This is a genomic window from Pseudomonas sp. FG43 (assembly GCF_057809175.1).
The window spans coordinates 193,086-214,371 of sequence record NZ_JBMDJL010000003.1; the positions used below are offsets into that span (position 1 = coordinate 193,086).

Here is a 21,286-nt window from a genome sequence, read left to right on the forward strand (position 1 = left end):
GATGGTGTCGGTACTCATGCCCGACGACGTGCGTGCTGTTCCAAACGGTTCTGCAAGCGGTACAGGTAAGCGAAACCCTGTTCCCAGCGTTGATGGCCCGACTTGACATTGATATGCCCCGCCTGACTCAGGAACCCGACATCGGCGCCCCAGTTGCGGGCCATTTCCATGGCGCGCTGGGAGCTGACGGCAGGGTCGTTGTCAGAGCTGACGATCTGCGTCGGGAACGGCAGGAGGTCTTTGGGGATCGGTGCAAAATTACGCAAGGCCGGAGGGCAGTTCGGGCGTTCGACATCGGCCGGAGCCACCAGCAGCGCACCATGCACCTGACGCAAGGATTCCAGCGGGGCCAGTTGTGCCCAATGCGCAACCGTGATGCAACCCAGGCTGTGAGCGATCAGGATCACCGGCGTGTCCTGCGAAGAAATCATTCGCTGCAACTCGCCAATCCAGTCTTCACGTCGCGGCTTGAGCCAGTCGTACTGCTCCACGCGCGCGCTGTTGGGCAGACTGGCCTGCCAGTGACTTTGCCAATGATCCTCAGGCGACCCTTGCCAGCCTGGCACGATCAGGTAACGGATCGACTCGTTATGCATGGGTTCGCCTCCTGCATGTGGGCACTCATGGAACGAGTATAGGGACGAAACATATATCCGATAAGGAATAAGTAGCTATTTATTAATACCCATAAAGAATATGAAGCGCAAAAAAAAGGGACCGCCCCCTGTCTCAAGGACGATCCCCCTAAAAATCGCTTTCACAAGAGAAGATAAACCCGACGGGTTACAGCAAAGCTACAGAGAATGACGATGTGAGAGCGCAATGCTCATGTGCCTTATATGACCGCTATGCATTCAGTCAGGGAACACTTGCACAATTGTCATAAATGCTTTCATGCTCTGACATCGGTATCGGGCAAAGGAGTTGCCATCGGTACCTGTCGGCACTACCCCGACCTTGAGCAGCAACCTATGACAGGAAGGGTCGTTCATATGCCCGAGTCAAACAGCCTCACCACCTGGACCCGCGCCCTGCGCAAACAACTCGATGCCCTGAGCCTGGACAGCCTCGCGCTGTGCAAGACAGCCGGGCTCGATCCCCGGCTCATTGACGCTCCCAACGCCGAGTACTCACCCGTCGCAACCAACCGGCTCTGGCAACTGGCAGTACAGGCCAGCGGCGATTCGGCGCTGGGCTTGCGGGTTTCACGCTTCGTCAGCCCGACCACCTTTCATGCCCTGGGCTACACCCTGGTGGCCAGCGAGTCATTGCGCGAGGTATTCGAGCGTATCGTGCGTTACCACTCGGTCGCCAATGATGCGCTGGTTCTAGACTTCAAACGGGTCGGTGAACATTATGAATTCCGCTTCAATGCACCGACGGACTCTGCGGCCCCGGCCCATGAAGTGCTGGATGCCTTTGCCGCCATTTATGTACGCACTTGCCGCAACCGGCTGGGCCGCAGCTACGCGCCGCTGAGTGTCCACCTGCAGCGGCCCGCCCCCGTCAATCCACAATCCTGGCAGGACTTCTTCCGCGCGCCCCTACACTTCTCGGCAACAGAAAACCTGCTGGTATTTGCCTGCGCCGACTTCGACAGCCATCTGGACGACAACCCGTCGCAACTGAGCGAACCACCTCATAACGGCGAACAACTCCAGCCACTGATCTGGGAGCAGCGTGTACGCTCAGCCATCGAGAGCCTGCTCCCGGACGGCGAACCCTCGGCCGAAAGCATCGCCGAAGCCTTGCACCTGAGCCCACGCAGTCTGCAACGGCACCTGGCCGACGAAGGTTGTCGCTATGACCTGCTGCTCAAGCAATGCCGCCAGAACCTGGCCCTGCTACACATGAGCGACCCGCAGGTTTCCCTGAGCGAAGCCGCTTACTTGCTGGGTTTTGCCGATACCGACAGCCTGAACCGCGCCTTCAAACGCTGGACGGGGCAGACACCGGAGCAGTATAGAAATGAGTTGGGACGATAAGTGGCCTCGGTCAACTCAACACCCTGGCCCGCGAGAAATTAGCCGCCTTGCGCAATCCGACCACATCGAAGACTTCCACATGCTCATCGCCAAGACGCACGATCTTGCGTTGATGCAGATCTTCGAGCGCTTCCAGCAAGTCAGGTAGGGTCAGCGCCAGGGTATCCGTGGCCAGGATATCGTCCAGTGTGACCAGGCGCCGTGCATGGCTCAAATGACCATATCCCTCGCATAGCAACAACAAGCGCCAGGCCACTCTGGCACGGGCAGGCAACTGCTTAACTTTCGCGGAGCCGGGCAAGGCCAGGCCCAGCTTATGACTGAGCAGTGCCTCGAAATAACGCCAGTGCTGTGGGTTCTTTTCCAGCCATTCAACAAGTGTTTCATGGGGAATCTGCAGGAAGATCGTCTGATCCACCGAGTAGGCGTCCAGCATGCGGGGCATGCCGTCGAACAGCGAAACCTCGCCAAACCAGTAGGGCGGCCTGACTTCCTTCAGCCGTGGCGACAAGCGCTGCTCATGAACAGCCCCCATGCGCACAGAGCCTTCCAGCAGGACATAAAGCCCGCACGGAGGGTCGCCCTTTTCAAACAGCAGTTTGCCGGGTGTCTTGCGACGCTGCCGAGCGGCGGCAAGCAGGCTATCCTGCAAATCGGCAGGTAAATAGGAAAACCAGTAATCGGACAGTAATCGTGACCGCCATCCCGCTCCATTTGTCATGTTTGCTCCCTTTTTTCACCAGCGCCCGTATTGCAAAAGCGATACGGTAGCTCAACCCGATAATCGTCTCAGGCAGGAATAATAATGAAAAACCTTGTCGATCATCTCAGCCAATACGCGGCCTATCACCGTGATTCGCGCAATATCGTGACCCACTTCGTAGGAATCCCCCTGATTGTGCTGGCTGTGGCGGTATTGCTGTCACGGCCGGGCTGGGACGTGGGCGGGTTCTGGCTATCGCCTGCAGCGCTGGTTACGCTGGCATCGATCATTTTCTATCTCAAGCTTGATAAGGCGCTGGGGCTGGTGATGACGGCCCTGCTCGGGCTTTGCATCTGGGCAGGCGCAAACCTGGCGCAGCAGACCACCATGGTCTGGCTGAGTGCGGGAGTCGGGCTGTTTGTGATCGGCTGGATCATCCAGTTCATCGGCCATTACTACGAAGGCCGCAAACCGGCATTCATCGACGATGTGACAGGCCTGATCATCGGCCCATTGTTCGTAGTCGCGGAGCTGGCGTTTCTGGCCGGGATGCGCAAGCCGTTGCAGCATGCCATCGAAGAGCGTGTCGGACCGGTGCGGCGCAACACACCAAAAGAAGCGGTGTAACGCTGTGTAGGAGCGAATTCATTCGCGAACAGTTCGCGAATGAATTCTCTCCTGCCGGGGTACTAGACGCCCGAAACCTTCTGCCAGACCTTTGGCTTGAAGAACAACGTCTCGCCACGCGCAAGGCCTACCAGGCTGTCGTGATCCTTCACCACTTCAACCTCAATCAGATCGCTCTGGCCTTCGGCCTTGAGGGTTATCCGCGTGGTGGCGCCCAACGGACGAATGTCGCGGACTTCAGCAGCGTGGTGGTCTTCCAGCTCCTGACGTGACAGCGATACTTCGTGCGGACGGAACAGCACGTGACCGTCGCTCAGGCTCAGGCGGTTCGAGTCGCCGAGGAAGTGGTAGACGAAGTCGTTGGACGGTGCCTCGTAAACCTCGCCCGGCGAACCGATCTGCTCGATCACGCCCTTGTTCATCACCACGATGCGGTCCGCCACTTCCATGGCTTCTTCCTGGTCGTGGGTCACGAAGACCGACGTCAGGTTGATGTCTTCGTGCAGGCGCGCCAGCCAGCGACGCAGTTCTTTACGCACCTTGGCATCCAGCGCACCGAACGGCTCGTCCAGCAGCAGTACCTTGGGCTCCACCGCCAAGGCACGCGCCAGGGCGATACGCTGACGCTGACCACCGGAAAGCTGCTCTGGGTAACGGTCGGCCAGCCAGTCCAGTTGCACCATGTTCAACAGCTCATGAACCTTGGCGGCGATCTGGGTTTCGTTCGGACGCTGATTCTTGGGCTTCATGCGCAGGCCAAAGGCAACGTTGTCGAACACGGTCATGTGCCGGAACAGCGCATAGTGCTGGAATACGAAACCGACATTGCGGTCACGGACATCGTGGCCGGAAACATCTTCACCGTGAAAAACGATGCTGCCTGCATCCGGGGTTTCCAGACCGGCAATAATGCGCAACAAGGTGGTCTTGCCGCAGCCTGACGGGCCGAGCAAGGCAACCAGTTCGCCACTCTGGATATCCAGATTGATGGTGTTCAGGGCCTTGAAGGCGTTGAAGTTCTTGCTGACGTTACGGACTTCGATCGACATGATTTATTCCTCCGCCGCGCTTTGGCGCAGACGGTTAATGCGGGACTCGCTCCACTGCTTGAGCAGCAGGATGAACAGCGCCAGGATCAGCAACAAGCTTGCCACGGCAAAGGCTGCGACGTGGTTGTACTCGTTGTAGAGGATTTCGACGTGCAGCGGCAGGGTGTTGGTTACGCCGCGGATGTGGCCGGACACCACCGACACCGCGCCAAACTCACCCATGGCCCGTGCGGTACAGAGCACCACGCCGTAGATCAGACCCCATTTGATATTGGGTACCGTAACGTGCCAGAACATCTGCCAGCCGTTGGCGCCCAGCAGACGTGCAGCTTCTTCTTCCTGCGTGCCCTGCTCCTGCATCAGCGGGATCAGTTCACGAGCCACGAAAGGCACCGTCACGAAAATGGTCGCCAGCACAATGCCCGGCAAGGCAAAGACGATCTGGATGTCGTGGTCCTGTAACCATGGCCCGAACAGGCCCTGAGCGCCGAACATCAATACATAGACCAGACCGGCAATGACCGGCGATACCGAAAACGGCAGGTCGATCAGGGTCACCAGAATGCTCTTGCCACGGAACGAGTACTTGCTCACGCACCACGCGGCGCTGACACCGAAGACCAGATTGAGCGGAACCGAGATCAGCACCGCGATCACCGTCAGCTTGAGGGCCGACAGCGCATCAGGCTCAAGAATCGCGGAGAAGAACGCACCCAGGCCGTTCTTCAACCCCTGAGACACCACGATGAACAGCGGCAAGCCCAGAAACAGAGCAAAGATCAGCCAGCCAAGACCGATCAGAATCCGGCGTGCGGTGGAATTACCACGGCGTGCAGCGTTGGCATCGGCGGCGGCAGAAACAGATGAATAAGACATGCGCGCCTCCTCAGGATGGGGTTTCGATGCGCCGCTGCAACAAGTTGATCAGCAGCAGCAGAATGAAGGAAACCACCAGCATCATCACGCCGATAGCCGTCGCGCCGGTGTAGTCATACTGGTCGAGCTTGACCATGATCAACAGCGGCAGGATTTCGGTTTTCATCGGCATGTTACCGGCGATGAAAATCACCGAGCCGTACTCACCGACACCACGGGCAAAAGCCAGGGCAAACCCGGTCAGCCACGCGGGCAACAAGGCTGGCACCAGGATGTAGCGAAACACCTGCAACGGGCGAGCGCCCAGACAGGCAGCCGCTTCTTCGACCTCACGGGGAATATCAGCCAGCACGGGCTGCACGGTACGCACCACAAACGGCATGGTCACGAACGTCAGCGCCAGGGTGATACCCAACGGGGTGTAGGCGATCTTGAAACCCAGATCCGTGGCGAACTGCCCGACCAGACCATTGGGTGCGTAAAGCGCGGTCAGCGCGATACCGGCAACGGCGGTTGGGAGAGCGAACGGCAGATCGATCATCGCATCGATGATCTTGCGACCGGGGAAGGTATAACGCACCAGCACCCAGGCCAGCAGCGTACCGATGACGCCGTTGATCAAGGCTGCGTAGAACGCTGTACCGAAACTCAGCTTCAAGGCCGCTATCACGCGCGGAGCGGTGATGATGTTCCAGAACTGATCCCAGGTGAGCTGCGCGGCATGAACAAACATGGCCGCCAGCGGTATAAGCACAATCAGACTGAGGTACACCAAGGTGTAGCCCAGCGTCAGCCCGAAGCCGGGTATGACGGGGGAGATACGACGCGACATAAAAGTCCTTGGTTCCGCTTGCACAAAGCCCGGAAACGAATCCGGGCTAATGAACGTGTCCTGGACGGCACTGCTTTTGGGGCAGTACCGCCTGGTTGCACAGATTACTGCGCTTGGTAGATCTGGTCGAACACACCGCCGTCATTGAAAAATTTCGGCTGCGCAGTTTTCCAGCCGCCAAAGTCTTTGTCGATAGTTACCAGCTCCAGTTTCGGGAATTGCTTCTCATACTTGGCGGCAACTTCCGGGTCACGCGGGCGGTAGAAGTTCTTGGCTGCGATTTCCTGGCCTGCCTTGCTGTACAGGTGCTTCAGGTATTCGGTAGCGATTTCGGTGTTGCCCTTCTTCTCGGCGTTCTTGTCGACGACCGCGACAGGCGGCTCGGCCAGGATCGACAGGGAAGGTACGACGATATCGAACTTGTCGTTGCCACCGTCTTCCTTCAGAGCCAGGAAGGCTTCGTTTTCCCAGGCCAGCAACACGTCACCCTGACCGTTGTTGACGAAAGTAATGGTCGAACCGCGAGCGCCGGTATCCAGGATCGGCACGTGCTTGAACAGAGTCTGCACGTATTCCTTGGCCTTGGCTTCGCTGCCACCGGATTTCAGACCATAGGCCCAGGCTGCCAGGAAGTTCCAGCGCGCACCGCCGCTGGTTTTAGGGTTCGGAGTGATGACCGAGACGCCCGGCTTGATCAGGTCGCCCCAATCCTTGATGCCTTTAGGGTTGCCCTTGCGTACCAGGAACACGATGGTCGAGGTGTAAGGGGTGCTGGCATCCGGCAGGCGAGTCTGCCAGTTCTCTGGCAGGGTCTTGCCCAGCTTGGCGATTTCGTCGATGTCACCGGCCAGAGCCAGGGTCACGACGTCAGCGCGCAGACCGTCGATGACCGCACGACCTTGCTTGCCCGAACCGCCATGGGACTGCTTGACGGTGTCGTCCGGATGAGCTTTTTTCCAGTAACTGGCGAATTCTGCGTTGTACTCCTGATACAGCTCGCGTGTCGGATCATAGGACACGTTGAGCAATTCATAATCCTTTGCAACAGCGGAACCTGCAAAAACAGCGCTGGCCAGAGCAGCCAAGGCAAAACGGCGAATTGACATAAGGTGGAGCTCCTGGAAATTCTAAGTGTTGGCTTTTTTGAATTCTTCTTGGCGCTTCAAAACCGCATTCGGAATGGAGCGCTGCTGTTCACGGGTGTATCAGGAGTCAAAGTGAAGCCCTCCGGTTAACCAGTCGGGTGCGGAATCAGCTCGGCTTGGCGCCGGAGTTCTGCAAACGAAACTTTTCCTTACGCTCGATCTGAACCACTTGGGCGTTATGCACAGTGATTTCGACGGCGCCAAAACGCAGGTCACGCAGCGCACTCTGAATTTCACGCAGAATTGCTGCTTCGTCCTGACCGTCAACACTACGTAGAGATGCGCTCATAATCGTATTCCTTGAAATTTGAGAGGCCTGCCTGTCGCGACTGGGGGCGATGGCTTGTGGCGTTGGGACAATATTAGATACGCAGAGTTATTCTTAAAAAGACTATTTAAGAATGCAGATATAACCAAAAGTCATTTGGCGTTACAGCCTACAGCCAGAGCGCGTTGCACGCCCCGGCAGGCCTGGATTCCACAGCCAGAAATCTTTCAGATCACAGGCTGTCGAAAGTCCGGCGCTCGTAACCAATCGATCTTTTCGGCAGGCATCGGCCGGGCAAACCAATAGCCCTGCCCAAGCTGACAGCCATTTTCCAGCAGGAAACCCGCCTGCTCGGCATGCTCGATCCCTTCGGCCAGGACCCGCATGCCCATGCTCCTGGCCAAAGCGATGATGATGCGCACAATCGCAATGTCGTCGTCATCGCCGGGTAGACCGGCGACAAAGCCCTGATCGATTTTCAGCTTCTGGACCGGCATGCGCTTGAGCCGCAGGAGCGACGAATAACCCGTGCCGAAATCATCGATGGCCAGGCTCAGCCCCAGATTGCGCAATCGATGCAGTTGTTCGATCGCCTGCTCGGGATCGTCCATCACCGCGCTTTCAGTGACCTCCAGCTCCAGAAAGGCAGGGTCCAGCCCGGTATCGCGCAGCACCTGGGCCACTCGCAAGTCCAGATCACCATGGCTGAACAGCCGGCTGGAGATATTCACCGCAACAAATGACAGGTTCACGCCCTCCTCCAGCCAGACACGCATCTGCCTGCACGCCGTATTCAACACCCAGGCATCGATATCGGCGATCAGCCCGCTTTGCTCGGCAATCGGGATGAACTCTCCCGGCGAAACCATGCCACGCCTTGGATGCTCCCAACGCACAAGGGCTTCGACGCCCTTGATATGGCTGTTCTCCAGGTCATGGATCGGCTGGTAGAACACCCGCAGTTCCTTCTGCTCGATGGCCCGGTGCAACTCACTGGCCAGTTCGACCCGCTGCTGGGCATGCGCCGTGAGTTCTTCGGTATAAAGCGCATAGCCTTCACGCCCGTCGCTCTTGGCCTTGAACAAGGCAGAGTCTGCGTTGCGCAACAATTGCACAACCGTCAACGCATCACTGGGAAACAGGCTGATGCCAATACTGGCGGTGATGAACAACTCATGCTCGTCGAGCAGAAAAGGCTTCTTGAAGCTGTCGATGATCTGTTGCGCCAAGGCTGCCGCCTGCACGGCCTGCTGACAGTTTTTCACCAGCAGCGCGAACTCGTCGCCGCCAAGCCGCGCCAGGGTCAATTCGCTATCGAACAGACTCTTGAGGCGTTCAGCCACTGCCTGGAGCACCTGATCGCCAACGCTGTGGCCCAGGCTGTCATTGATGTTCTTGAAATGGTCGAGGTCGATGAGCAGCAATGCGCAACCACGCTTGCTGGAGCGGGCATGGGCCAACGCCTGAGTGGCGCGGTCGCTGAACAGCAGGCGATTAGGCAATTGCGTAAGGCCATCGTAGTGAGCAAGCTGGGTCAGCTCCTGCTCGGAACGCTTGATGGCCGTGATGTCCGAGAACACCGCCACGAAATGCCTGATCTGGCCATCCTGATCCTTGATGCCACGGATACTCTGCCACTGAGGATAAATGTCGCCGCTTTTGCGCCGGTTCCAGATTTCTCCGCTCCATTGCCCGGCGCTGAGGATGGAACGATACATCTGCCGATAAAACTCGGGGCCGTGGCGACCCGACTTGAACTTGCTCGGGTTGAAGCCCAGTACTTCCTCGGCCTGATAACCGGTGATTTCCATGAAGGCGCGATTCACATGAACGATCAGCCCCTTTTCATCGGTCACCAATACCCCTTCGCGGGTGCTGTCGAACACCGCCGAAGCCAGCCGCAAACGCTCCTGATCTTCCTCCTGCTGACGACGCAACTGCGCATCGACGCCCATGAACCTGAGCAATCGTCCACGAACGATAAAAATCATGGCCGCACTGAGGACAACCCAGAGGTAACCCCCTGTCCGCTGCCAGAAGACCAATTGAGCCGGTTCTTCGATCAAATGGGGCAGGAGATAATCACACGCCACAAACCACAGAAGAGAGCACACCCCATACAAAATGGCTGTCCGCAGGGCTTCATAAGAAGAATTGGTCATAAGAATGCATAAAACCTTACAAAATGGCCGGATTATAAAGCAAGAAACATCCTGCGACTCTTATCTAAAAGAGCGACTGGTTTTCTGTGAAGGCTAAGTGATAATGCGCTCTGTTACTTTTTTCTTCACACGTGTCTCTACGAGGGCCAAACAGCCTATGTGGTACAACGGTTTGCTCGACCTTTCCGTCTGGCAGTTAATAGCAGTCACGCTGGTAATGACCCACGTGACCATCGTCGGCGTTACGGTTTACCTGCATCGCTACTCCGCCCATCGCTCCCTGGAACTTCATTCGGGGCTCAAACACTTCTTCCGCTTCTGGCTGTGGCTGACCACTGCGCAGAACACCCGCGAGTGGACTGCCATCCACCGTAAACACCACGCAAAATGCGAAACCGTCGATGACCCCCACAGCCCGGTCGTCAAGGGGCTGTCCACTGTCCTGCGCAAGGGTGCGGAACTGTACCGTGCCGAAGCGCAGAATCAGGACACCTTGCGTATCTACGGCAAGAACTGCCCCGAAGACTGGATCGAGCGCAATCTGTATTCGCGCTACAAGATGCTGGGTATTGCCCTGATGGCCGTTATCGACCTGGCGCTGTTCGGTGTACTCGGCATCACCGTCTGGGCCGTGCAGATGATGTGGATTCCGTTCTGGGCCGCTGGCGTGGTCAATGGCCTGGGCCATGCCGTGGGCTATCGCAATTTCGAGTGCCGGGATGCGGCAACCAATCTGGTGCCGTGGGGTATCGTGATCGGTGGCGAAGAACTGCACAACAACCATCACACCTATCCCAACTCGGCCAAGCTGTCGGTCAAGCCATGGGAGTTCGACATGGGCTGGGCCTGGATCAAGCTGTTCAGTGCGCTGCGTCTGGCCAAGGTCCAGCGGGTCGCGCCGATTGCCCACCGGGTCGAAGGCAAGGGCCACATGGACATGGACACCGCCATGGCGATCCTCAACAACCGCTTCCAGATCATGGCCCAGTACCGCAAGCTGGTCATCGGCCCGCTGGTAGCACAGGAACTGGCCAAGGCCGATGCATCGGTTCGTCATCAGTTCCACCGCGCCAAACGCCTGCTTTCCCGGGAGACCAGCCTGCTGGAAGACAAGCATCACATACGCATCCAGGCCATGCTCGAACACAGCCATGCCCTGAAAGTCATCTACGAGAAGCGTCTGGCTCTGCAACAGATCTGGCTCAAGACCAGCAGCAACGGCCATGACATGCTCAGTGCCATCAAGGATTGGGTTCAGGAGGCCGAGGCCAGTGGTATCCAGTCACTTCGCGACTTTGCAGACCAGCTGAAAACCTACTCCCTGCGCCCTGCCCAAGCCTGACGCCGTTGATCGGCGCGCCCCTCACGGGCGCGTCGATACCGGAACTTCCCCTCTCAAAATCAATCTCAATTGCTTTCCCATAATCCGTTTGGGTAGATGCTGCGGCCCTGGCCGCACGTCATTTGAGATGTAGCACCATGGAAAAGCAGACAGCCATCGCTCTACCCACCGCCACACAAATGGCCGAGATGCCAGCCGCAGCAGAAACCCTGCTGGCATTGATGCATGCCCAGGCAGAAGTCGCTCGCTTGAGCGAGCGCGAACAACTTTTCAGTTCACTGCTGGTGAGCGTCAACGCCGTACTTTGGGCGTTCGACTGGGAAACCCAGCGCATGATCTACGTCAGCCCCGCCTACGAGAACATCTTTGGACGTTCGGCAGGCCTGCTGCTGGCCGACTTCGCGGAATGGCGCGACAGCATCTATCCGGACGACCTGAACTACGCCGAGCGCAGCCTGAGCGACGTCATCGAAAAGGGCTCCATTGAAGACCGCGAGTACCGGATCATCCGTGCCGATGGCGAGATTCGCTGGCTGAGCGACAAATGCTTCGTCAGCCATCGGACAGACCCCAGCCAGCGCCTGATAGTGGTCGGTATCGCTGAAGACATCACCGAGAAAAAGCATCTTGAAGACGAACTGCAACGCCTGGCTACCACCGACGTGCTGACCCAGAGCAGCAACCGTCGCCACTTCTTCGAGTGCGCCCAACGCGAATTCGAGCTGGCCCGGCTGAACGGCACGCCAATGGCTTTCCTGCTGCTGGATGTCGATGACTTCAAGCTGGTGAACGACACGTACGGCCACCAGGAAGGCGACGTGGTGTTGCAGCGCATTGCCGAGAGCGGTCGCTCGGCGCTACGTCGTGGAGACCTGTTCGGGCGCATTGGCGGGGAAGAGTTCGCGGCAGTGTTTCCTGGCTGCGCCCCCGAAATGGCCATGCAGATTGCCGAACGCCTGCAACGCGAAATCCAGCGCCAAAACTTCCAGTGCGGCAACAAGACGTTTGGCATCACCGCCAGCCAGGGTCTGACCAACCTCGGCCCGGACGACGCCAGCCTTGAAGTGCTCTATGCAAGGGCGGATGCGGCCATGTATCAGGCCAAGCGCCAGGGCAAGGACCAGATTGTTCTGGTGTAACGGCGTAGATCACTTTGTGGGAGGAGGCCCCTCCCACGGATTGACACCCCAGCCAGCCGCTTTTTGAAATCAGCCTCTGAACGGGCTGACATCAGGGTTTGCCAGTCGGGCAGTCATTTGCGAAAAGCACTCACCCCTTGGGCAAATCCTGAACCCCGACGCCCGGATCTTCCGCACTGGCAACACCTGGGTCCACAGGCTCTGACGTGATATCCAGCAGATCCGTATCAGCTTCCTTTTCAGGCTCAGGCTCTGCCACTTCAACCGCAACCGGCGCCAGCAGGCTTGGATCGGTCACGCCAGTCAGCTTCTTGCGCAGACGCTGCAAGTCTCCCACGCTCAACTTCAGCAACTTGGCAGATTTGGTCTTGACCAGCGTCGTCACTGTTTCGTGCTCCCCAAGACGGGCCATTTGCCCGGCAAGGTTCATGGCAAGCACTTCGCGCGTGTAGATGCCGGTGTTGTACTGATACACCGCGGCAATCAGCTCACGCAGCTCAAGGGGCAGACGCCAGCGGGTGCGCAAAGCTGAACCGTAAGCGGCGGAATACTGCTCAAGGGATTGCCTGATGACTTCTTCGTCCAGATGACCGCCTGCCAGCAACCACTCCTGCAGACAGCCCAACACCGCCAGATCCCCCAGCGATTGCAGCAAACCGGCGCAGAAACAGCGCTCGACATCCAGCTCCAGCATACCGCCCAGAATACGAGCGTAGTCGGCCGTGCGCTGTGACATTGTCCAGAGCTGGTTGGCCTGGAGCAGCAGCGCATCGTTGGTCAACACCGCCATGCGTTTTTTCGCAAGACCGCTCACGATATTGGAAGCCTGCACCGCTCCCAGTACACCCATGGCCCCAGTCAGCGTCTGGACAGGCTTGCCAAGATGTTGCGCAGCGCTGTTGGCCGCTGCAATCAGAACTGCCGTGATGTGTGGATCGTTACGCAACTCCTGCTCAAGCAGGGCCGCATCGACGGAGCCCGAACCCTGACTGAGCTTGATCGCCGTTGCGACATCCACAAACAGCGGCGCACCATCAGCAACATCACGCCGTTTTTCGAGAAACTTGGTCAGGGTCAGCCCTGGCGTCAGAGCGGGCATCTCACCGGGCACCGGCGCACGTCGCTCAAGCAACAGGCCCTCAAGGCGCTGGCGCAGCCCTTCGGTATTCAGGGGTTTGGTCAGGTAAGCCGTGGGCGCAAGCGGCAGGACTTCACGCACGCTGGCGCTATCGTTACGGTTACTGAGCAGAATGAAAGGAATGGGAGGCTGGCGACGCAATGCGCGAATACCGCGCAACAGGCTCAAACCATCGATAACAGGCAACTCTCTGGCAGCCACCACCAGATCCGGCAGATGTTTCTTGATCCATTCAACAGCCTGCTTGCCGTCGCTGCACATCTCCAATTCGACGTCAGCCCGCACGCTCAGCACCAGATCACTGAGCGTTTCACGAACCCACGGATCAGACTCAGCAATCAATACGCGAGGTATCGCAGGCAAATCTACAGCTGTCATCAGAACTCTCCGACATCGATTCGCTCACCTTAGCCAAAGCCTTCGTCCGGATATATAGCTATAAGCGAGAAAACCGGTCATCGACACGAAAAAACCCTGCCGAGGCAGGGTTTTTTCTGTCTGTCTGGTCACAAATCATTCAATTTGTGACCACACTTTCTCATGCAATCTCTGCGAAACACTCTTCCAGAATCGCCAGACCTTTGCTCAACAGCGCTTCATCGGCAGTCAAAGGCACAAGAACGCGCAAGACGTTGCCATAAGTACCGCACGACAGCAGGATCAGGCCCTTTTCACGCGCCTTGGCCACAACCTGCGCCACCGCAGCAGCGTTTGGCTTGTGGGTATCGCCGTCTTCAAAAAGCTCTACAGCGATCATTGCACCCAAGGCACGCACTTCACCGATTACCGGGTATTTGGCCTGGATGGCTTTCAGACCGGAAACCAGACGCTCGCCCACTGCCTTGCAGCGTTCCAGCAGGTTTTCCTCTTCAAACACGTCCAGAACCGCCAATGCCGCAGCACAGGCGACCGGGCTACCGGCATAGGTGCCACCCAGACCGCCTGGAGCGATGGCGTCCATGTATTCGGCCTTGCCGCATACGCCCGCCAGCGGGAAGCCGCCTGCGATGGACTTGGCAAACGTGGTCAGGTCGGCAGCAACGCCCATCTGTTCCATGGCGAAGAACGTACCGGTACGGCCTGCACCTGTCTGGACTTCGTCAGCGATCAGCAGGATGCCGTGCTTGTCGCACAGCTCGCGCAGACGCAGCATGAACGCCTTCGGCGCCACGTAGAAACCACCTTCGCCCTGCACAGGCTCGATGATGATGGCAGCGATGTCTTTAGGCTCGGCATCGTTCTTGAAGATGCGCTCGATGCTGGCGATGGAGTCATCCACGCTCACGCCATGCAGTTCGCACGGGTAAAGGGCACGGAAGATACCGCCTGGCATCAGGCCCATGCCTGCCGAGTAAGGCACGACTTTACCGGTCAGGCCCAGGGTCATCATGGTACGACCATGGTAAGCGCCCGTGAACGCAATCACGCCAGCACGACCAGTGGCTGCACGAGCGACCTTGACGGCGTTTTCCACAGCTTCGGAACCGGTAGTCACCAGCAGGGTTTTCTTGGCGAAGTCACCAGGAACCTTGGCGTTGATTTTTTCGCACAGCTCCACATAGGGCTCATAAGCCAGTACCTGGAAGCAGGTGTGAGTCAGCTTGGTCAGTTGCTCTTGCACGGCCGCGATGACTTTCGGGTGCAGGTGACCGGTATTAAGTACCGCGATGCCGCCGGCGAAGTCGATGAACTCACGGCCCTCAACGTCAGTCACGGTGGCATTCTTGGCCGAAGCGGCAAAGATCGGGTGGATCTGACCAACGCCACGTGGCACAGCGTTCTGACGGCGTTGCATCAAGGATTCGTTTGTATTGCTCATGTATTCCTCATTCGCCGCTCATCGGTCGGCGTAGTTCAAGGATTAAGCAGCCGGGGTGAGTTGCAGCAGCATACGATGATCGACTGCTGCAACGCCCGGCTACCGGTCAAGCCTGCGGCGTCAAACGCTCAGGCACAGGTATTTGATTTCCAGATAGTCTTCGATGCCGTACTTGGAGCCTTCACGGCCCAGCCCCGAGGACTTGATGCCACCGAACGGCGCCAGTTCGTTGGAGATCAGGCCGGTGTTGATACCTACCATGCCGTACTCCAGCGCTTCAGCCACACGGAACACGCGGCTCATGTTCTGAGCATAGAAGTAAGAAGCCAGACCGAACTCGGTATCGTTGGCCAGTGCGATCACTTCAGCCTCGTCCTTGAAGCGGAACAGCGGTGCCAGCGGGCCGAAGGTTTCTTCCTTCGCCACCGCGGCATCCTTGGGCACGTTGACCAGAATGGTCGGCTCGAAGAAAGTGCCTTCCAGGCTATTACCACCCGACAGCACTTTTGCACCTTTGCTCACCGCATCGGCAATGTGTTCCTTGACCTTGGCCACGGCTTTTTCGTCGATCAGCGGGCCAGTGGTGATGCCCTCTTCCAGGCCGTTACCGATCTTGAGCTTGGCAACTGCGGCCTGAAGTTTCTCGGCAAACGCATCGTAAACCGCGTCCTGCACATAGATACGGTTGGCGCAAACGCAGGTCTGGCCGTTGTTGCGGTACTTGGAGATGATTGCGCCGTCGACCGCCTTGTCCAGGTCAGCATCGTCGAACACGATGAAAGGCGCGTTACCGCCCAGTTCAAGCGACACTTTCTTGATGTCTTGCGCGCACTCAGCCATCAACTGGCGACCAATTTCGGTCGAGCCGGTAAAGGAAAGCTTGCGCACGATCGGGTTGCCGGTCAGCTCGCTGCCGATATCGCCAGCACTGCCCGTCACCACGCTGAATACGCCAGCCGGAATACCTGCACGTTCGGCCAGCTCAGCCAGCGCCAGGGCAGAGTACGGAGTCTGCGAAGCAGGCTTGAGCACCATGGTGCAACCGGCGGCCAGAGCCGGACCGGCCTTGCGGGTGATCATCGCCGCCGGGAAGTTCCACGGCGTAATGGCGGCTGTCACACCAATCGGCTGCTTGAGCACGATCAGGCGCTTGTCCGGCTGGTGGCCCGGAATCACATCGCCATAAACACGCTTGGCTTCTTCGGCAAACCATTCTATGAAGGAGGCAGCATAAGCGATCTCGCCCTTGGCCTCGGCCAGCGGCTTGCCTTGCTCCAGCGTCATCAGGCGGCCCAGATCATCCTGGTTTTCGATCATCAGCTCGAACCAGCGACGCAGCTTGTTGCCACGCTCCTTGGCGGTCAGGGCACGCCAGGCCGGCAACGCCTTGTCGGCAGCTTCGATGGCACGGCGGGTTTCGGCAGCGCCCATCTTTGGCACAGTACCGAGGATTTCATTGGTCGCCGGGTTATTGACCTTGATCGTCTGACCACCGTCCGCATCCAGCCACTGGCCGTTGATATAGGCTTGCTGGCGGAACAGTTTGGAATCTTTGAGCTGCATGTCGGCCTCCTAAACAGCACCGCACGAGGGCGGAGCGAACTATTGAATATCGATGCACCCCATTTGGAAGCCATCGCCAGGAAAACATTCCATCGGCCTCAGCGACGCATGTCGCGGAAAAACGGGAGGACCGAACAAGAGCGTTTGAAATCTCAAACGAATCCTAGGGACTGCTGGGGTAAAGGACAATAGGCTGTTCAAAAAAAAGAACGGGGGACGACCGGAAATACGAACGTTCCGGTCTACTCAAAGCTTTTGAGTACCGTCAGCAGGCTTTTGAGGTTGTCAGGTGCTCCCGACTGGCCAACGGCTTCGGTCGCCTTGGCAGCAGAAGCAGTATCTACGTTATAGATCTGCATGACTCCCTGATTGGTAGCAGCCTGAGGCAACGTATTCTGTTGCTGTTGCGCGGCCACCTCGTTCTGAAACAGAATCGCCGTTGCCTGGGCCATCGATTGATACAGAGTGCTCATGGCCATGGGCGGGGACTCCCCCAGTACCTTGACGTTGGACTGGGTGACAGCATCGGTAATCTGGGGACTAACGATTGAGTAGGGCATGGACATCTTCTCCTGAGGAACCGCTACCGTTACGCCACAGCAGCATAGTTGTGAAACCGGATAATTTCCCGCCCGAAGCTAAAGCCAGCATGGACGCCCGCCCATCAGATGAGTATCATGGCGCCCGCGTTGCACTCGTAGCTCAGCTGGATAGAGTACTGCCCTCCGAAGGCAGGGGTCGTGGGTTCGAATCCCGCCGAGTGCGCCATCTTCCTTCCCTTGGTTCCAAGGGTTGTCGCTTCAGCCGAAAAACTCTCTTGCACCCAACCCAAACCGCCAAGGCTGACGGCAAGTTGTCCTGCATGTCATTTAATGACCCAGCGCATACCCCACCTTGAAACGGGTGGGGTATGAAGTCACTCAAGAAAACATGACAGCCTTCAGGCCTGCTTGGCCGCGCTCACCCCAGTGAAGTTTTGAGCATACCGGACAGCAGTACGACGCTTGTGGAAAATATAGAGCGCCGTGAGGATCCAGAAAGAAATCATGGTTTCCAAAAAGCTGAACACCTGATTATTCGCCGGAATGTACAAGAACATGATGGCAAATAGTGGGAGTAGCATTTTCGCAAAAAAGTCGTCATTGATGACAACCGAAAGATAAACGTTTGCGAAATACCAGCCCAGAACAAGCATGACAATCGAGACACCGAAGAAGCTGACGTCATTTGCTATATAGCTATAAAACGAATGCCAGTAGACATTTTCGTCCCAACGCGCGGTTATCTTGCGCTGGAATGTTTTATCCCTTACATCGATGCCCAGATGCTCAGCGAAGACTCTTTGCAGGAAGACGGAATGCCCGATTCCATATGAGCTATCGAATTTTTCCCCAAGGGAGATCGATACGCCCTGATAGCCCTGAACCAGATAGACTGTCAGCTTCTCATAAAAGTCGGTAAGTTTAGACTTCTCAGGAACAACGGCCACTGCAACCTGAGCAGGCACGTCTGCAATCTTGGCAATCTCTGGCAAGGCGGCGTTGTTGGCCTTCACAGACAACTCCGGAGCACTCGCTTTTTCTGGCAAAGCAGCACTATGACTCTTCGCTGCCGCGCCCTTGTGATCAACAGTCGCCGGCAAGGCAACAACATTGGTCTTCGCAGGAAAAACCGCAATATCAACGTTCTTTGGCAAGGCTGGAGCAGTGTCTTTTGCAGGGGCGTCTGCAACCTTGGGGGTTTTTGCCGGTTCCAGATCGCTTTTGAATACACTTCCCGTTTCGTTCAAATAACTGAACGAAACAGGTTTCTGGTCTTCAAAAAGAACCTTGTATGGCGACACGCCGGATTTGACACTATAAAACTGCCAGAACGAGAACAGGAATATAAAGCCCAGGAAAAACAGAAAAGTCTTGCGCCTTCCAAGCTCGACAAAAAAACCAGCAGATTTATTTGAAACCACAACGCCAAAAAGGCAAACCGACACGACAAAAAGATAGTAGAAATTTATCGCGCTCAAACTGGCAATGATACCCGTACACAACGGAATCATGACCACCGTGAAGCCCACCAGCTTGCGTGCCGTACTCAATCGGTCCCAAAAAAACACAAGGCCTGGTAGCAATATGTATTTAAAGACTCCGAAAAACAGGAGCAACCCTGTTACATATGGATTCCCCGAAAAGCCCTCTCTTGAAGCAGAGGAAGCATAAAAGCTGCGCACCTCTGCAGGCGCCAACAATCCCTTCAGTAACTCCGAGAAAAAGCCGGTAGGGAGATACGACCTGGACAGAGTCGTATTGCGGTGGAGGATGACCATTGCAATAAAAGCAAAAAGGATCACCACCCAGTAATATCTCAAGAACAGATTATCGCCATTCGATTCCACAGCCTTGAGCGGCTGCTTGGTCGAGAAGCGACAAGACAGGAGATACCCGGCTATGAAAAACGCATGGTACAGAGAAATAACAAAGAGGAATTCTTTTTTGTTCTCGACAGGCCAAAGCACCGGGCCGAAAAAAAACAGCCACAGCGTGAAAAGCAGGTAGCTTTCAACAAGTAAAAGCGGTATGTAGAATTTAGCAGTTTTCATCCAGCCCACCGAAGAAGGTTAAACTTTTTCCAATATCCAGAAACTCGAAGCTCACCCACTGCTCACTCATGGCTTGCCGTGCCCTGCATGAAAATCAGATGCCCTTTTACTGACCATTTCATAATGGGACTTGTAGCTCGACACATCCGGGATCGATTCAGAATAACGCTTCCAGGTGGGCACAAGCCTTGTCATCAACCGGAACAGGTAAACGTAGTAGTTCAGATTAAGCAACTTTTTCAAAATCCCGTCATCGCGTTTGTAGCAATACAGCCGATTCTTCAAAAGAAAACGCCCGAACCAGCTTTTCTCCAGAGACAGCATATAATTAAAAATATTCAGCTTGTCCTTGTCAAAGTCCGACCCCCTGACAAGATAGGTCGATCCAGACGTGCGCCGATAATAAACATACACTTTACTTGACTGATGAAAGCTGACATCACCATAAAGCTCGGCAGTTTTCACCAGCATCGGAAAGTCTTCAGTGACGCTATAGCTATTAATGAACGTTGAAAGCTCATCATTCAGGAAAAACTTTTTATTGCAGAAAAGATTCGGCGTATTGATGCTGCTGATGTTTTTCAATCGCGCCATGAACGGCTTGTCTTTATAGATGACATCAGAAGCCAGGATATGCAAAATAGTCGAGGGCGACTTGATGATTTCACCATCGATCAACAGCAAGGGCAGACCAGAAAAATAGTCATTCGCGCCTAACTGCTCGGCCTCTTCAAAAATATTCACGCACGAATAGACATCATCACCGGCGGTGATTTTAAATAACTCACCCTCAACATGAGTCCAGATGCGGGTATAGTTGAAGCAGGTGCCATTGTTTACAGTGTGGTCCAGAATCTTGACATCATGAAACAAGCCGCCATGAACAGACAGCCAGCGGTTTACCAGCTCAATGGTATTGTCCCGGGAACAGTCATCCGCGATCACCAGGCAAAAATCGTAGTCGGCACCGAAGCTTTCTATCAAGAATCTTATGCTTTCGAGGTGCTCGATAATATAAAGCTCGTGATTATAGGTCAAAACACCAAACGTAAATTTTTTCTTAACCACGAGAAACACCTTCACTCAATTTCTTTGCCAAGACTCTGTACAAGAAGATAAAAGCCTTAAAACCAACCATTTTGAAGCCGAGTACAAAAAAATCGACTTTCCATTTCAAGCTGTACTTTCCATCAGACAAAGACTCACTGGCCACACCTCTTTTATTGATGTCGATCGGCAAGTCATACTTCTTCAGTACCGGTGTAATAACGCTAGGCACCCACTTCCCTCGGCGGATGGCGCCGCCAAGCGTGTAGTTGTAGACAAACGTATCTTCCTTGCCTGTCTGGGCACAGTAAAAGATGTCGCCGCCGCCATAAGTTCGCGCACTACCGAAAAATTCCCATGCCCAGGGCGAATCAACTTCACCGGTGAACTCGACCAGCTTACGGGTTCTCCAGAGGGCGGGCGCAGAGTTCAAGCGGTAGTCATCTCGCGCTCCGACCACTTCAAAGCCGTCAAGGTCGCCCTCAACCCTGTTGACGCCAGGAATGTTGCTGAAATAAAAAACAGCGATTTCGGAGCGTTCTTTCATCGCCCGGACACAGTCAGCTATTTTCAACTGATTGACGGGTGATTCCAGAATGAAATCATCAAACAGGGTGATAACGAATTCCGTTTCAACCAAGGCCAGGGCCTTGCGTAACCGCCAGCCCCAAGGTCGCTTGGCTTCATCAGCCGACAGCTTCAATGTACGAACCTGAAACCCGTCAAACTCGAAACTTTTACGCTCCGTATTCAATATGACCCGACAGTCACAGTCAGGCCACATCTCCTTGAGTGAATAGAAAAAAGGGAGCCACACATCTTCATAACTGTCGCAGGAGTTAACAATGATTGTGCAATCCTTCCCACTCACCCTGCCAACGTTATCACTCATGACCCACTCCAACGTAAACCGCCGGGGAGAGCCTGAAATATCCATGCATTTCTGACTGCTGCCCCTGATTCTCAAAGCAGCAAATCTATCCATGTGGATAGTTTCC

The 21,286-nt window shown here is 56.0% G+C and carries 19 protein-coding genes and 1 tRNA gene; 5 read left to right on the forward strand and 15 right to left on the reverse strand.

Annotated elements, in window-relative coordinates; translation table 11 throughout:
• Positions 1 to 14 precede the first annotated feature (14 nt).
• Positions 15 to 596: an alpha/beta hydrolase gene (locus ACODS3_RS05945; RefSeq protein WP_201018929.1), complete on the reverse strand. Its 582-nt coding sequence runs from the start codon at positions 594 to 596 to the stop codon at positions 15 to 17.
• Positions 597 to 992: 396 nt separating this feature from the next.
• Between ACODS3_RS05945 and ACODS3_RS05950 the strand changes: the two genes are divergently transcribed.
• Positions 993 to 1,985, forward strand: coding sequence for an AraC family transcriptional regulator (locus ACODS3_RS05950; RefSeq protein ID WP_201018930.1), 993 nt, complete (start codon positions 993 to 995; stop codon positions 1,983 to 1,985).
• A 10-nt stretch (positions 1,986 to 1,995) separates the two neighbouring features.
• On the opposite strand, the gene ACODS3_RS05955 is transcribed toward ACODS3_RS05950, so the two are convergent.
• Entirely contained in the window at positions 1,996 to 2,706 is a 711-nt protein-coding gene (locus ACODS3_RS05955; protein WP_489033707.1) for a Crp/Fnr family transcriptional regulator, read from the reverse strand.
• An 84-nt stretch (positions 2,707 to 2,790) separates the two neighbouring features.
• Here ACODS3_RS05955 and ACODS3_RS05960 point away from each other — a divergent pair, with 84 nt between their 5' ends.
• On the forward strand, positions 2,791 to 3,315 hold the full coding sequence (locus tag ACODS3_RS05960; RefSeq protein WP_201018932.1) for an Mpo1 family 2-hydroxy fatty acid dioxygenase: 525 nt from the start codon (positions 2,791 to 2,793) through the stop codon (positions 3,313 to 3,315).
• Between the two features lie 62 nt (positions 3,316 to 3,377).
• Here the strand turns inward: ACODS3_RS05960 and ACODS3_RS05965 are convergent, their stop codons facing one another.
• The 6 genes from ACODS3_RS05965 to dibA all read right to left on the reverse strand — a co-directional run bounded on the left by ACODS3_RS05965 (position 3,378) and on the right by dibA (position 9,647).
• A complete protein-coding gene (locus ACODS3_RS05965; RefSeq protein WP_489033710.1) occupies positions 3,378 to 4,364 on the reverse strand; it encodes a sulfate/molybdate ABC transporter ATP-binding protein in 987 nt (328 codons plus the stop codon).
• A gap of 3 nt (positions 4,365 to 4,367) precedes the next feature.
• Complete coding sequence (gene cysW, locus ACODS3_RS05970) at positions 4,368 to 5,240, reverse strand: sulfate ABC transporter permease subunit CysW (RefSeq protein ID WP_025258058.1); 873 nt, start codon at positions 5,238 to 5,240, stop codon at positions 4,368 to 4,370.
• A 10-nt stretch (positions 5,241 to 5,250) separates the two neighbouring features.
• Positions 5,251 to 6,072 carry a sulfate ABC transporter permease subunit CysT gene (gene cysT / locus ACODS3_RS05975; protein WP_117163651.1) on the reverse strand — a complete coding sequence of 274 codons (822 nt, stop codon included), beginning with the start codon at positions 6,070 to 6,072 and terminating at the stop codon, positions 5,251 to 5,253.
• Positions 6,073 to 6,176: 104 nt separating this feature from the next.
• Positions 6,177 to 7,178 (reverse strand): sulfate ABC transporter substrate-binding protein, encoded by a 1,002-nt coding sequence (locus ACODS3_RS05980; RefSeq protein ID WP_489033713.1) that lies wholly within the window; start codon positions 7,176 to 7,178, stop codon positions 6,177 to 6,179.
• Between the two features lie 145 nt (positions 7,179 to 7,323).
• Positions 7,324 to 7,506, reverse strand: a complete 183-nt coding sequence (oscA, locus tag ACODS3_RS05985; RefSeq protein WP_025258055.1) for a sulfur starvation response protein OscA — start codon at positions 7,504 to 7,506, stop codon at positions 7,324 to 7,326.
• Positions 7,507 to 7,712: 206 nt separating this feature from the next.
• Positions 7,713 to 9,647 (reverse strand): phosphodiesterase DibA, encoded by a 1,935-nt coding sequence (gene dibA / locus ACODS3_RS05990; protein WP_489033716.1) that lies wholly within the window; start codon positions 9,645 to 9,647, stop codon positions 7,713 to 7,715.
• Between the two features lie 157 nt (positions 9,648 to 9,804).
• On the opposite strand from dibA, the gene desA reads away from it, so the two are divergent.
• Both desA and ACODS3_RS06000 read left to right on the forward strand, forming a co-directional pair.
• A complete protein-coding gene (desA, locus tag ACODS3_RS05995; RefSeq protein ID WP_304574688.1) occupies positions 9,805 to 10,989 on the forward strand; it encodes a delta-9 fatty acid desaturase DesA in 1,185 nt (394 codons plus the stop codon).
• A 137-nt stretch (positions 10,990 to 11,126) separates the two neighbouring features.
• Positions 11,127 to 12,128, forward strand: coding sequence for a GGDEF domain-containing protein (locus tag ACODS3_RS06000; RefSeq protein WP_307726211.1), 1,002 nt, complete (start codon positions 11,127 to 11,129; stop codon positions 12,126 to 12,128).
• 130 nt (positions 12,129 to 12,258) lie between these two features.
• Here ACODS3_RS06000 and ACODS3_RS06005 read toward each other — a convergent pair whose 3' ends face one another.
• The 4 genes from ACODS3_RS06005 to ACODS3_RS06020 form a co-directional block, all read right to left on the reverse strand.
• Positions 12,259 to 13,644 carry an HDOD domain-containing protein gene (locus ACODS3_RS06005; RefSeq protein ID WP_489033719.1) on the reverse strand — a complete coding sequence of 462 codons (1,386 nt, stop codon included), beginning with the start codon at positions 13,642 to 13,644 and terminating at the stop codon, positions 12,259 to 12,261.
• A gap of 160 nt (positions 13,645 to 13,804) precedes the next feature.
• Positions 13,805 to 15,085 (reverse strand): 4-aminobutyrate--2-oxoglutarate transaminase, encoded by a 1,281-nt coding sequence (gabT, locus tag ACODS3_RS06010; RefSeq protein WP_201018937.1) that lies wholly within the window; start codon positions 15,083 to 15,085, stop codon positions 13,805 to 13,807.
• Positions 15,086 to 15,205: 120 nt separating this feature from the next.
• Complete coding sequence (gene gabD, locus ACODS3_RS06015) at positions 15,206 to 16,648, reverse strand: NADP-dependent succinate-semialdehyde dehydrogenase (RefSeq protein ID WP_201004011.1); 1,443 nt, start codon at positions 16,646 to 16,648, stop codon at positions 15,206 to 15,208.
• A 242-nt stretch (positions 16,649 to 16,890) separates the two neighbouring features.
• Entirely contained in the window at positions 16,891 to 17,214 is a 324-nt protein-coding gene (locus ACODS3_RS06020) for a RebB family R body protein (RefSeq protein WP_374063426.1), read from the reverse strand.
• A gap of 125 nt (positions 17,215 to 17,339) precedes the next feature.
• Between ACODS3_RS06020 and ACODS3_RS06025 the strand changes: the two genes are divergently transcribed.
• Positions 17,340 to 17,416, forward strand: a tRNA-Arg gene (locus ACODS3_RS06025).
• A gap of 172 nt (positions 17,417 to 17,588) precedes the next feature.
• On the opposite strand, the gene ACODS3_RS06030 is transcribed toward ACODS3_RS06025, so the two are convergent.
• The 3 genes from ACODS3_RS06030 to ACODS3_RS06040 form a co-directional block, all read right to left on the reverse strand.
• Positions 17,589 to 19,241 carry a hypothetical protein gene (locus ACODS3_RS06030; protein WP_201018939.1) on the reverse strand — a complete coding sequence of 551 codons (1,653 nt, stop codon included), beginning with the start codon at positions 19,239 to 19,241 and terminating at the stop codon, positions 17,589 to 17,591.
• A gap of 66 nt (positions 19,242 to 19,307) precedes the next feature.
• Complete coding sequence (locus ACODS3_RS06035) at positions 19,308 to 20,309, reverse strand: glycosyltransferase family 2 protein (protein ID WP_201018940.1); 1,002 nt, start codon at positions 20,307 to 20,309, stop codon at positions 19,308 to 19,310.
• Entirely contained in the window at positions 20,302 to 21,180 is an 879-nt protein-coding gene (locus ACODS3_RS06040) for a hypothetical protein (protein ID WP_201004019.1), read from the reverse strand. Before ACODS3_RS06040 ends, ACODS3_RS06035 begins: the two co-directional genes overlap by 8 nt.
• Positions 21,181 to 21,286 lie beyond the last annotated feature (106 nt).